The organism is Aliiroseovarius marinus, assembly GCF_050881025.1.
GTDB lineage: Bacteria > Pseudomonadota > Alphaproteobacteria > Rhodobacterales > Rhodobacteraceae > Aliiroseovarius > Aliiroseovarius marinus_A.
Genome location: NZ_JBNNXQ010000001.1, coordinates 430,532 through 442,353 on the forward strand (window position 1 = coordinate 430,532; position 11,822 = coordinate 442,353).

Sequence of the window (11,822 nt, forward strand, 5' to 3'; positions counted from 1 at the left end):
AGTCGTTCGCGCAAGGCCCGTCGATCAAAGCTGGATCACAACCTGATATCCAAACGCTCGCAGCATCAATTCAGTTACGAGCGCTTCGATGGTCACTTGGTTTCAATGACGCATCAAAACGCTTCTGGCAGCTCCGCCCGGTCGGCCTGTTCAAGGTCGCGTAGGACGGTTGGGGTGTCCTGCGCCTTTTCCAGCGTCCAGCGGATGCGTGTCGCATAATCCATTGCGACGCCGGATAGAACCACTTGTTTTGTTTTTCTGGGCTTGAGGCGTATCTTTTCCAGATAAACGCTGCTTTCCAGCCGCATTTCTCCGCGCCCTTCAAACCGAAGCACCCAGATCTCGCCCGATCTCAGCGCCATCGACACCGCCGTGCCCCCCAGATCAAGCGTGGCATCAACCTCGGGGTGCAAATGAAACCGGATGGAAAATGGAACACCCTGAAGCGCCGTGGCATCAAGCGCTTTGTCAAACAGCGCCTGATCCGCGTCGGTCACGGCTGCCAGCGTATCTTCGCCCTTCAGGTCACGCCCGTCATGCGACAACTCAATCCGGCGCATATGGGTCAGCCCGCAGCTGGGCGCGTACCCATCATGTGCCGCCACCAATCCGCTGGTGTCGCCTTCCTGCACCCGCTGCAGGTGAACATGTTTGGGGGGCGCGATCAGAAACAGACGCGGTATGCCGCCCACAAGAACCGGTGCCGACAGGCGTGACGACGAAAGCCCCTGCATTCCCAACACCGAATGCGATGGGGTGGCGCGGCCCGCTTTGTGCCACTCTTCTCCGAAATGCGCACCAGAGCCGCAGTTTACAATCAAGGGGCGGCGCCCTGACGTGACTTCCATCGCCAGGGTCGAGGCATGCCCATTGACCGAGGCTACGCCTTCGGGCGGGGGGGCCGTGTCGATGATCACGCTTGTGCGCCCTGCCGCAAGCCGCGAATAGCCCATAGCCAGCCCGGTATTGACAGCCGCCCTGATGCCCGAGCTTGCCAGTGCGTGATCAAGTCGCCCCTCAAGGCCACGCCCACCACCATGAAACCGGGCAAGCCCGCCGTCTGCATGGCGCAAAGCGCGCAGGGTTGGTGCGATCCGTTCAATCGCCGCCAGATGTGCCTCCTCTGCCTGACGCCCGCTTTCTGACAGGGCGAGAGCAGCCCAGTTCAGCAAGGTGAAAACCTCCAGCAACTCTTCAGGGTTGCGGGTGGCGATGCCCCCATCCGCGTCGATCTGGCTTTCGCATTCTTTAGCCAGCGCCACCAAAGCCGGCTCCACGTGGCGTTCCATGCCGGTCAGGCCAAGACCTGCATAGACCAGCCCCGTCAGCGCCTCGAACCGGGGCAACCCGGCCGATGCGGCCTGCCAGCGTCGTGACAGGAAAATCGTCTGCTGCCCAAGGGACCGGAAAAAGGCGGCACTGTCGTCGGACTTCATCCCGCCCAGCAAAAAGAGCGCATGATTGATCCAACGGATCAGGCGACGCCCGGTCAAATCCGGCGTCCAGCCTTCCCCCCGTCCGCGCCCGTATCTGGAAATCCAGTCCATCAACCAGCTTTGCGCCCGTGCCCGCGCATCTGCATCACCAACCGAAGCCAGATCATCAAGCCAGACAAACCCCTGCAGTTCTTCGGTGAACCCCTGACTGGGTGGATCAATGACCCACGGGCTTTGATCCGGCGCATTCACAAGGTGACCCGCACATAGGAAATTGCCCGCAATCAACTGCTTGCCGCGCGCATAGGCGCCAATTGTGCGCGGTTCCGGCTGAGACACGAACCCGGTGGCAGGCCGCGCCCGCGCGGCACGTTTGGCGTGCCAGCGGTTGGCAAAACGGGTGCGAAACCCGGAAGAGCGTGGTTCTGTCTCCAAAATCGTGCCTCGCCTCAAGTCACTGTCCGGTGGCCGCCCTGCGGCCAAACCCCTCTGGCGGGGGAATTACCGGCAGCATACAGGCCCGCCGGGGCCAAGTCATCGGAGAATTCCTGCCCGCGCGGTTTTTGCCGCCTCAGGGTTTTGTGAAGGCCGTGATGAAGAACCCATCCATGCCGCCCTGATCACTGAGATAATGCGGGAAAAGGCGCAATCCCTCCGGCCCGATCCAGTCTGGATCAATCCCGTCCAGACGCAGGGTATCAAGATCAGGGGTCAGGCCGGGATGCCGTTTGATGGCGTCACGCACCTGTTCCTCGCCCTCGTCGATCAAGAGGCTGCAGGTGCAAAACACAAGCCGCCCGCCCGGCTTCAGAAGCGCCAGCGCCCGGTCGATCATATATTCCTGCAACTCGAACAAAGCCGCGAAATCGCCACCATCCTTGGCCTGCGGAAGATCCGGGTGGCGCCGGATCGTGCCGGTCGCCGTGCAAGGCGCATCCAGCAAGATCGCATCATAGGGTCCGCCTTCATGCTCCAGCGCATCGCCCGCCAACAGCTCTGCCTCAAGCCCCGTGCGGTCGAGGTTTTCCTTCACCCGCTTCAGGCGCCCTTCTGACACATCCAGCGCCGTGACATTGGCCCCCATGGCGGCCAGCTGCATGGTTTTGCCGCCGGGTGCTGCACACATGTCCAGCACCTTGTCCCCGGGCTGCGGCGCAAGGATGCGCGCGGGCAACGCCGCGGCGACGTCCTGCACCCACCAATCGCCCGCCTCATAGCCGGGCAAATTGCTGATCTGTCCATGTTCTGCCAGCCGCACCGATCCGGTGGGCAGAAGTGATCCACCCATTGTGTCCGCCAGCGCGCGCGCATCTGCTTTCGCCGTCAGATCCGCCGGCGCGCCCGCGAAATGCGCGGCCTCCATCGCGGCCACAGCGTCCTTGCCGTAATCCGCCAACAGAGGTTTGCGCAGCCACTTGGGCAGACGCGGCACAGGCAGGCTGTCCCATTTGGCGCGATCTCCGTCGATCTTGCGCAAAACCGCGTTGACCAGCCCCCGCGCATGTTCCGTGTCTTTCTGCACCTTGGCGATCTCGACACAGGCATTCACCACACCATGCGCCGCGCCGCCATCGCAAATCTCGGCCACGCCCAACCGCAGGATATTCAGAACACGCGGCACCGGTCGTTGTCGCAGATAAGGCCCCAACATCCGATCGCAGCGATCCATGCCGCGCAGGGTCAGCATCACCAACCGCTGCACACGGGCGCGATCTTCGACAGGCACTTTTGCCAGCCGTTTTGGCAGCGCCTCGGACAAAAGCCGGTTTTCCTCGGTCACATCATCCAGCAGGTCTACCACCAGATGCCGCACGTCTTTCGGCTGGCCCATCATGCATCCTTTGCGTTTCAACTGAACCGGGCCTATATCATCCCCAAGAAAGCCTCAAGGATTGCAGCATGTCTGACGACCACGAAAACGCCGCCCCCACAGCCGAGGACGAAAAGCGCGATCTGCCGCCTGCCGCACTGCGCGCACTGGCCGAAGCAGAAGAGCGCCGCAAGAAAGCCGCGGCTGAGGCCAAAGAGATTGCCAAAGAATACGGAGGCCGCGATGGCCCCGAGCCCGTGCGCTTTGGCGATTGGGAAAAAAAGGGCATCGCGATCGACTTCTGATCGAACACCTGCAGCACACCCGGACCCGTGCCGCAGGCACGGACCGCCCCAAGCCCACCCCCAAGCCGGTTGACCAGCAGGTCAAAAAGGCGCGGGAGCGTTACTGGTTGAACACGCGGCTTGGGTGCAACTCACCGGCACGGTAGATGCCAACCGCCACCGCCTTGCCTTCGAAACTGGCCCAGGCTTCGTCGCCATAATCCACATCTGACGTCAGCACAGTGCCCGGATTGCCATGCCGCAAACGGGTCGCGCCATCCAGATTGGCGATCAGCTCGGGCAGGTCCTGCAGACCTTCTTCAAGTGGGCGCAGATAAGCGTCCAGATCGCCGGTTTTGGCCAGTTCCTCGACCAGATCCATGCTGACGCCATCTTCGGCATCAAACGGGCCCGACCAAATCCGGCGCAACTCGCGCACATGGCCGTGACAGCCCAGCGCCATGCCCAAATCCCGCGCAATGGCACGCACATAGCCGCCTTTGCCGCAGGTCATCTGAAGCGTGACGTGATCAGGGTCGGGACGATCCACAAAAACCAACTCTTCGACCCAAAGCGGGCGGGCGGCAATCTCGACGTCTTCGCCATCGCGTGCCAGCTTATAGGCGCGCTCCCCATCGATTTTCACTGCCGAGAACTTGGGCGGTATCTGCATGATGTCGCCGGTGAATTGCCCAAGGGCTGCGCGGATATCCTCGTCCGTCGGGCGCGCATCGCTTTCTGCAATCACTTCGCCCTCGGCGTCATCCGTGTTGGTGGCCTGTCCCAGCCGCACCGTGAACTCATAAGCTTTCAGCGCGTCGGTGATATAGGGCACGGTCTTCGTCGCCTCGCCCAGCGCCACGGCCAAAACGCCGGTTGCTTCCGGGTCCAGCGTGCCTGCATGGCCCGCTTTCTTTGCGTCCATCGCCCAGCGCACTTTGTTCACAACCGCGTTCGAACTGATACCGGCGGGCTTATCCACGACCAGCCAGCCATGGATGTCACGCCCCTTCTTGCGACGTCCCATCAGCTGTCCTCTGATCCGTCCATGTCACTATCTTGCGTGTTGCGCAGATCACGCTGCACAGCCTCTTGCGACAAGAGGCGATGCGTTTGATCCATCTGGTCGAAGGTCTCGTCCACCATGAAACGCAAGTCCGGGGTGTGCTTGATCTTCAGCGCACGCCCCAAGATGCGGCGCAGCTCGCCCTTGTTGCGGGCCAGCGCCTTCACGGCCTCGTCGCCGCCCTTGCCACCCAGTGGCAGCGCATAGACAGTCGCAATCGACAGGTCAGCGGTGACCCGCACCTCGCCGATGGTGATCGACATACGCCCCAGGTCGGGGTCATGCACATCGCCACGCATCAGGGTCTCGGACAGGGTCCGGCGGATCAGTTCAGCCACCCGCAGCTGTCGCTGGTTCGGGCCACGTTGGTCATCAAAACGGTTCTTTGCCATAGGCGCCATTTAGGGCTTCCTTGCACGCGACGCAATGGGGGCTTTGCCAAGCAGGCCTTCGCGCGCTAGATAGCGGGCAGTTTGAAGGAGACGATCATGAGCGAATTGCCGGGCATTGTGGTGATGGGGGCATCGGGCCGTATGGGGCAGATGCTGGTGCAAGAGGTAACAGCCAACCCCAAGGCGCGCCTTGCCGGTGCGCTGGAGCGCCCTGGCCATGACTGGATCGGACGCGACATTGGCGAATGCATGGGCGGCCAACCGCTGGGCGTCACCGTCTCGGACGATGCGCTGGAGGTAATGGCCAAGGCGCAGGCCGTGATCGACTTCACCGCCCCCATGGCCACCGTCGCCATGGCCGAAATCGCCGCGCAGGCGCGCGCGGTGCATGTGATCGGCACCACGGGCCTTTCGGATGATGACCTGAAAAAGGTCGCTCTGGCAGGACGCCACGCGAAAGTCGTGCGCGCAGGCAACATGAGCCTTGGCGTGAACCTTCTGGTGCAGCTGACCAAGAAAGTGGCCGAAGCGCTGGACGAGGATTACGACATCGAAATCACCGAGGCGCACCATCACCACAAGGTCGACGCCCCATCCGGCACCGCCTTGATGCTGGGCGAAGCCGCCGCCGAAGGGCGCGGTGTGGATCTGGCAGAGGTATCGGATCGCGGACGTGACGGTATCACTGGTGCACGTGAGCGCGGTCATATCGGCTTTCATGCGGTGCGCGGCGGCGACATCGTGGGGGAACATGATGTGATGTTTGCCGCTGCTGGCGAACGGATCGTGCTGCGCCATCTGGCCACGGACCGTGCCATTTTTGCGCGCGGCGCCGTGAAGGCTGCCTTGTGGGGGCAGGATAAAAAACCCGGTGAATACAATATGTTGGACGTTCTCGGCCTGTAGGCACGCCGCCAATGAAGGGATATGCTCTCGCCTGTCCTTGCCCTAACGGGCGCTGACAGTTGAGGGTAGCCCGTGCCTGCGGCACGAAAGCGGCTTGCGCTCAGGTCAGGATATCCCGGATCAGCGGTCGCTCTGGCGGTGCCTCTTCACCGATGACATAGGCTGCACGCAGGTTCGCTATTGCCACGTCTGCGTCGGCATCATTGGCCGCATGCACAAAGGCGATCACATCCCCTTTGCTCACCGATTGCCCCACTGGTGCTAGTCTGCTAAGCCCAACCGCCGGATCAATCCGGTCCGATGCTTTGCGACGCCCGCCTCCCAGCTCCACCACCGAAAGCCCAACATCACGCGCCTGAATACCGGTGACAAACCCAGACGCCTGCGCTGTGACGTCCCGGACAATCGGCGCCTCGGGCAAGTGGGTATCGGACCGTTCCAACAGATCCGTGGGCCCACCCAAAGCGGTGACCATGCGCGCAAAAACCTCGGCCGCCGCGCCGCTGTCCAGAACCTGGGTTACACGGGCGCGCGCCGCTGCCTGATCGCCCTCGACGCCCGCCAGGATCAACATCTGAGCACAAAGCCCCGTTACCACCTGATCCAGCCGTTCAGTGCGACGCGCGCCGGTCAGAAATTCAATGGCATTTTGCGTCTCCATCGCATTGCCCGCCGCATCCGCCAGCGGCTCATTCATATCCGTCAAAAGCGCGTGGCAGGGCAGACCTGCCAGCTTTGCAACCTTTTGGATGGAACGCGCCAAATCCTGTGCTTGCGAAAACTCGGCCATGAAAGCGCCATTTCCGAATTTCACATCCATCACCAACCCCTCAAGCCCAGCAGCCAGCTTTTTTGAGAGAATCGAGGCGGTGATCAGCGGGATGCTTTCAACCGTCGCGGTCACATCGCGAATCGCATAAAGGCGCTTGTCGGCAGGCGCCAGAGCCGCCGTCTGGCCAATGATCGCACAGCCGACATCGCGCACCACCCTGTCAAACAGCGCATTATCCGGCTGCGAGATATAGCCCGGAATGGCATCCATCTTGTCCAAAGTGCCGCCCGTGTGGCCAAGGCCGCGCCCGGAAATCATCGGCACATAGGCCCCGCAGGCCGCCAGAATGGGGGCCAGCATCAAGCTGACATTGTCCCCCACGCCACCGGTCGAATGCTTGTCGACCACTGGCCCGGGCAGATCAGGCCAACGAAAGACATCACCCGTATCGCGCATCTCAAGTGTTAAAGCTGCTGTTTCATCCGGTGTCAGCCCGTTCAGCCAAGCGGCCATGGCAAAAGCAGCCACCTGCGCGTCACTGGCACGCCCATCGGCGACGGATTGCACCAACTCAGACAGCTCCTCGGCGCTCAGCACCTGTTTGTCCCGTTTTTTGCGGATGATTTCTGAGATCAGCATTTGCACCCCTTTCCCTGTCACCTTCTGCCCTTCTTCGCGGCAAGGCAAGGGCGCACAGATGATGATCAGGGCTTGCCAATTCCGCAACAGGCAGACACAAATCCATCATGATCACGCGCGCGTTTCAAAAGGGCGATGCCCAGTCGACAGCGGTCTATTCAGACTGCGAATCTTACCGCTATATGCTGACGCGGATCTGGGACCCTGCCGGGCGCAAAGCGCTGTTCATTATGCTGAACCCTTCGACCGCAACGGAAGTTCAAAACGACCCCACTGTCGAGCGCTGCGAGCGGCGCGCCCGCACGTTGGGATTTGGGGCGTTTCGTGTCACCAACATATTCGCTTGGCGCGACACGGACCCGCGCAAAATGCGCGCCGCAGAGGAGCCAATCGGGCCGGGCAATGACGCGGCGATATTGGAAAGCTGCCCTTGGGCGGATCAGATCATATGCGGCTGGGGGGCGCATGGGGCGCATCTTGATCGCGGCAATCAGGTCGAGGCGTTGCTGCGCGGCACTGGGCTGCCAACTCATCATCTGGGGCAAACCAAAGACGGGCACCCGAAACACCCACTTTATATTGCCTATGCACAACAACCCGAACGGTGGTTTTGACACCACTTCCGTTCGTCAGACCGTGATATCCTGCGTGACTTCGACGTAAACGTCGTGAATGGTCGCCCCCGGAGCGCCGCGCAGAATGGCAACGACATCTCCGTTCACGGTCACCACGCCGTCGCTTCCGTCACCGGATGGCTGCACATCGTAAACCATGCCCTCTTCATCCAGCTCAGGGTCCAGAGAAATTCTCAGGAAATCTTCGCCCGGCACGAAATCAGTCACCTCGGCGCTGCCAATGCCTTGTTCCGCATCGGAATAGAGCCAGAAGGTATCATTGCCTTCGCCACCAGTCGCCGTATCCGCGCGATCCATAATCAACGTATCATTCCCGGCGCCGCCATCCAGCGTGTCCGCATCGCCATCAATATGCCAATCGAAACTACGCAATTCCTGCGAGCTTTCTTCGAGAGCGTGGCCCAGATGATCAATGACATCGTCACCATCACCCCCAAAAAGCGTATCGGCACCCAAGCCGCCAGCCAGGTGATCATCGCCGGCACCGCCATCCAAGATGTCATCATCCTGTGGCGCGGTTTGCCCAGACTCGGTCAACTCATGCGCGCCACCGCGCAGAATATCATCACCCTCTCCGCCCAAAAGCGTGTCATCGCCATGACCGCCATCCAGAATTGCTTCAATGCTATCGGCCCCGTCGAGACTATCATTGCCCTCGCCTCCAAACGCGGCACTGGCCCCTTCACCCGTGGTGATCTGGTCATCGCCACCACCGCCAAAGAGATAGCCCGCATCGTCGCCGCCTGTCAGAACGTCATCCCCGTCTCCGCCCGAAAGCAGATCAACGGCGCTGCCATCATCGTTTGTCAGTCTCGCGGTGCCGTGGAACAAATCGGCATCACCGCTACCAGTACCGTCAACGCCATCATCTTCAAGCGCCAGGTCATCACCGGCATCCGACCCGGTAACAACATCCGTTTCGGTCACGAAATAAGGCATATCCTCGCGGCCATAATGGGCGTCGGTTTCGCTGCCAAGAAGCTGGTCCAGAAGCGTTTCTTCGCGGTGCGGACTGGGACCATCGCCCATTCCGTCATCCGGCGATAGCACATCACCACCGGATGTATCACCCGAGCCGCCACCTGATCCCGACCCGGCAATGAAGTCGCCATTGTCGCCGACCGGCGGTTCATCGTTCCCCAATCCATTGCCTTCGCCATCATCCGGCGCATCGGCAGAAGACAGCAGGCCATCGGACATAAAGGCTACGGGCACCAGCCCAAGGAACAACAACGAAAACAACATCGAACTGGTCGCTCACTCTTTCAACGGGTTACACCCCGCGAGGATTCGCGGGGCAACAGACACATTCATCCGCTTGCGATTTTAGTCCATGCGTCGCAAACTCACAGAGAATAATACCTCGGATTTTATGTTAATGCAGGTGCAAAATGGTTAACGCGCCCGATGGGACGCCATCGCAACAGCAGCAAACCCAGCTTGCCGCAGAGGTTCGCCACCTACGCACAGAGGTTGAACGGATGAACAATCACCGGTTCATTCAGCTGCATGACAGCCTATGGAAGCTCGGTTTATTTCAGCTTTACAGGGGCCTGGCCTTCGGTTTGGGGTCGGTTCTGGGGGCCACTTTGCTGTTGTCATGGGTCATCTATGCGCTTGGAACCATCGACTTTATCCCTGTGATCGGGGACTGGGCGCATCAGATCATCGAAGAAATCGGCGTGCAGTCCGCCCCTTAAACGGGTTTTCCTTGCCAACTATGGAGATTCTGCCTATACGCCCCCATCCGCTTGCTTGCGCGGGCGGAGCCTCCATGGGCCTTGCTGGACGACATCCCGGCCTGCGCCATCCACTTCAATCTTGTAAAGGAGACCCCGATGTCGATCACTGCTGAAGAAAAGAACCGCCTGATCAAAGAGTTCGGCACCAAAGAAGGCGACACCGGTTCGCCCGAAGTTCAGGTTGCCATTCTGTCGTCGCGCATCGCGACCCTGACCGAGCACTTCAAAACGCACAAGAAAGACAACCACGGCCGCCGTGGTCTGTTGAAAATGGTTGCCCAGCGCCGCAAGCTGCTGGACTACACCCGTGCGAAAGACGAAGCACGCTATCAGGACCTGATCAAGCGTCTGGGTCTGCGTCGCTAAACGCATATCCATACCAACAGAAACGCCCGTCTTCATCCGAAGGCGGGCGTTTTCTTTTGCGCAGACGCGATGTTTCGCCTCAGCGCGTGCGGTCCAGTTTGCGGATCATCTGCGCCAAGCGCACCCCGATCGCAGCACTGCCTTTGCGCGACGGGTGGATCATATCGGCGCCGTGATAGGATCGGTCCCCATGCGGAACAAGTTTGGCGTTTGATAGGAAATAGACGCCCTTATAGCGCTTCGCCATGGTCTTCAGGCGTGCTTCATAGGCGTCACCGTCATCCTTGCAACTTTCGATCACGGACCCGACGCCGGGGCTGCGCAAATAGCCCACCATGATCACTTTTGCACCGGTCTGGCGGATACGGCCGACAAGGTTCACCACCTCTCCGCGTTTGCCGTCTTTGGACACCATGCGATCGATGCGGCGATCACATTTGTTGCACCCACAGCCAAACCACAGGTCATTGCCGCCGCCGGACAAAACAACCCAATCCCACGGCTTGCCGCGAAACTGCTTGCCGATATTCATGCCAATCGCTCCAGTCAGGGGCAGATTGTAGATGATGCGCGCGCCACCCACTGCGCGGTTCGCAACCGGCTCCTTCAAGGACTTGCCCAACATATCACCTATCGAGCGTTTCGACCCCTTGTGCCATGCCATCAGACTGTCGCCGATCACCAAAATACGCGGAGATTGCGCCTCTTTGGCAACCGAAGGCGAGCCGGTCAAAGCTGTCATGAAAACCACTAAGGCAAGAAACACGTCACGCATCATATGCACGTCCAATACTGAAAATGGGCTTCATCCGAAGTACCGCCAACGCCCCGGTGCGATCAAGTCACAATCCCGAAACAACCAGTTTCGTGCCGCACAGACGCGTCGCAACCTGACGCGAGGTCGGGCTTGATCCTTTGGCCCTGCCTGGAACAGGCTGACCGGGAAAAGGGAGGTCGCAATGAAGGAAACACTGCGGGTTTTGATGAATATGGGCACGCTGCACCGGTTGTTTCCGTTGTGGCTGGTCGGTGTCGCAACGCTGGTTATTGGAGCCACCTGGTGGCTGTTTCTTGCGCTGGCCTACGGCGTATTGGCACAGTTCTTCGTCGAATATGCCATGCACCGTTTTCTTCTGCACCGCGAACCACCCACCGATCAGGGCGTCTTCAACGACCTCTATCGCAGCCATATCGGGCATCACGAGTTTCCCTCGGACCCCGAGTTTTTCACAGGCGGCGACCACTGGTATCCGGTGAAATTTGGCCTATTGTCCTGCACGCTGCACGTGCTCGTTCTGTGGCCGATACTGGGGCTGCAATCTGCCGTGCTGTTTAGTGTGGTCGCCCTGTTTGCCGGATCGATCAGCGCCTATACGTTTTACGAATACTGCCACACATTGGCCCATTTGAACGTGCCAAAAGGCTGGTTCGGAAAACGCATCACCCGCACGCATCTGGCGCATCACTTTCAGGATCACGAGGCCACCTATCATGTCAGCTTCGGCATGAACTGGATCGACCGGCTGTTTGGCACCAAACATGACCCAGACACCGCCCGCGCCCGCTATGACCGCGAAACCATCCTGTCCATGGGCATGGACCCGGAAGACCTGCGCCTTGTCACGGCCCGCAAGGCTTTCGGCATCACCAAACTGCCACGCGGCAAGCTGGGTTGATCCCCGCCTGTTTGCGCCTGACAGTTTTGCTTTCCAAAGCCCTTGTTTTCCTGTATGGGCCACGCATCTGAGACGTGACGCTTTGACCCCGGCGCATG

13 protein-coding genes are annotated in these 11,822 nt (G+C 60.3%); 6 read left to right on the forward strand and 7 right to left on the reverse strand.

The annotated features are described in order from the left end of the window. Nucleotides 1-113: 113 nt before the first annotated feature. A complete protein-coding gene (locus ACRY08_RS02010) occupies nucleotides 114-1,871 on the reverse strand; it encodes a heparinase II/III family protein (protein WP_432448168.1) in 1,758 nt (585 codons plus the stop codon). A gap of 136 nt (nucleotides 1,872-2,007) precedes the next feature. Then, nucleotides 2,008-3,267: an RsmB/NOP family class I SAM-dependent RNA methyltransferase gene (locus ACRY08_RS02015; protein WP_432448170.1), complete on the reverse strand. Its 1,260-nt coding sequence runs from the start codon at nucleotides 3,265-3,267 to the stop codon at nucleotides 2,008-2,010. A 68-nt stretch (nucleotides 3,268-3,335) separates the two neighbouring features. Here ACRY08_RS02015 and ACRY08_RS02020 point away from each other — a divergent pair, with 68 nt between their 5' ends. Further along, complete coding sequence (locus tag ACRY08_RS02020) at nucleotides 3,336-3,551, forward strand: DUF1674 domain-containing protein (protein ID WP_432448171.1); 216 nt, start codon at nucleotides 3,336-3,338, stop codon at nucleotides 3,549-3,551. Between the two features lie 100 nt (nucleotides 3,552-3,651). Here ACRY08_RS02020 and truB read toward each other — a convergent pair whose 3' ends face one another. Together truB and rbfA are read right to left on the reverse strand one after the other, a co-directional pair. Continuing rightward, nucleotides 3,652-4,557: a tRNA pseudouridine(55) synthase TruB gene (truB, locus tag ACRY08_RS02025; protein ID WP_432448174.1), complete on the reverse strand. Its 906-nt coding sequence runs from the start codon at nucleotides 4,555-4,557 to the stop codon at nucleotides 3,652-3,654. Further along, nucleotides 4,557-4,988: a 30S ribosome-binding factor RbfA gene (gene rbfA / locus ACRY08_RS02030; RefSeq protein WP_432448176.1), complete on the reverse strand. Its 432-nt coding sequence runs from the start codon at nucleotides 4,986-4,988 to the stop codon at nucleotides 4,557-4,559. Before rbfA ends, truB begins: the two co-directional genes overlap by 1 nt. A gap of 96 nt (nucleotides 4,989-5,084) precedes the next feature. Between rbfA and dapB the strand changes: the two genes are divergently transcribed. Then, nucleotides 5,085-5,894 carry a 4-hydroxy-tetrahydrodipicolinate reductase gene (gene dapB / locus ACRY08_RS02035; protein WP_432448177.1) on the forward strand — a complete coding sequence of 270 codons (810 nt, stop codon included), beginning with the start codon at nucleotides 5,085-5,087 and terminating at the stop codon, nucleotides 5,892-5,894. A 100-nt stretch (nucleotides 5,895-5,994) separates the two neighbouring features. Here dapB and deoA read toward each other — a convergent pair whose 3' ends face one another. Further along, the gene (deoA, locus tag ACRY08_RS02040) at nucleotides 5,995-7,305 is read right to left on the reverse strand and encodes a thymidine phosphorylase (protein WP_432448178.1); all 1,311 of its coding nucleotides are present in this window, start codon (nucleotides 7,303-7,305) and stop codon (nucleotides 5,995-5,997) included. A 107-nt stretch (nucleotides 7,306-7,412) separates the two neighbouring features. On the opposite strand from deoA, the gene ACRY08_RS02045 reads away from it, so the two are divergent. Continuing rightward, nucleotides 7,413-7,919, forward strand: a complete 507-nt coding sequence (locus ACRY08_RS02045; RefSeq protein WP_432448179.1) for a DUF1643 domain-containing protein — start codon at nucleotides 7,413-7,415, stop codon at nucleotides 7,917-7,919. 15 nt (nucleotides 7,920-7,934) lie between these two features. Here ACRY08_RS02045 and ACRY08_RS02050 read toward each other — a convergent pair whose 3' ends face one another. Further along, nucleotides 7,935-9,185, reverse strand: a complete 1,251-nt coding sequence (locus ACRY08_RS02050) for a calcium-binding protein (protein ID WP_432448180.1) — start codon at nucleotides 9,183-9,185, stop codon at nucleotides 7,935-7,937. Between the two features lie 146 nt (nucleotides 9,186-9,331). On the opposite strand from ACRY08_RS02050, the gene ACRY08_RS02055 reads away from it, so the two are divergent. Beyond that, nucleotides 9,332-9,640: a DUF5665 domain-containing protein gene (locus ACRY08_RS02055; protein WP_432448181.1), complete on the forward strand. Its 309-nt coding sequence runs from the start codon at nucleotides 9,332-9,334 to the stop codon at nucleotides 9,638-9,640. 138 nt (nucleotides 9,641-9,778) lie between these two features. Continuing rightward, complete coding sequence (gene rpsO / locus ACRY08_RS02060) at nucleotides 9,779-10,048, forward strand: 30S ribosomal protein S15 (RefSeq protein WP_133485011.1); 270 nt, start codon at nucleotides 9,779-9,781, stop codon at nucleotides 10,046-10,048. Between the two features lie 79 nt (nucleotides 10,049-10,127). Here rpsO and ACRY08_RS02065 read toward each other — a convergent pair whose 3' ends face one another. Continuing rightward, nucleotides 10,128-10,790 (reverse strand): SGNH/GDSL hydrolase family protein, encoded by a 663-nt coding sequence (locus ACRY08_RS02065; protein WP_432448183.1) that lies wholly within the window; start codon nucleotides 10,788-10,790, stop codon nucleotides 10,128-10,130. Between the two features lie 217 nt (nucleotides 10,791-11,007). On the opposite strand from ACRY08_RS02065, the gene ACRY08_RS02070 reads away from it, so the two are divergent. Next, the gene (locus ACRY08_RS02070) at nucleotides 11,008-11,724 is read left to right on the forward strand and encodes a sterol desaturase family protein (protein WP_432448184.1); all 717 of its coding nucleotides are present in this window, start codon (nucleotides 11,008-11,010) and stop codon (nucleotides 11,722-11,724) included. The last annotated feature ends 98 nt before the right edge of the window (nucleotides 11,725-11,822 follow it).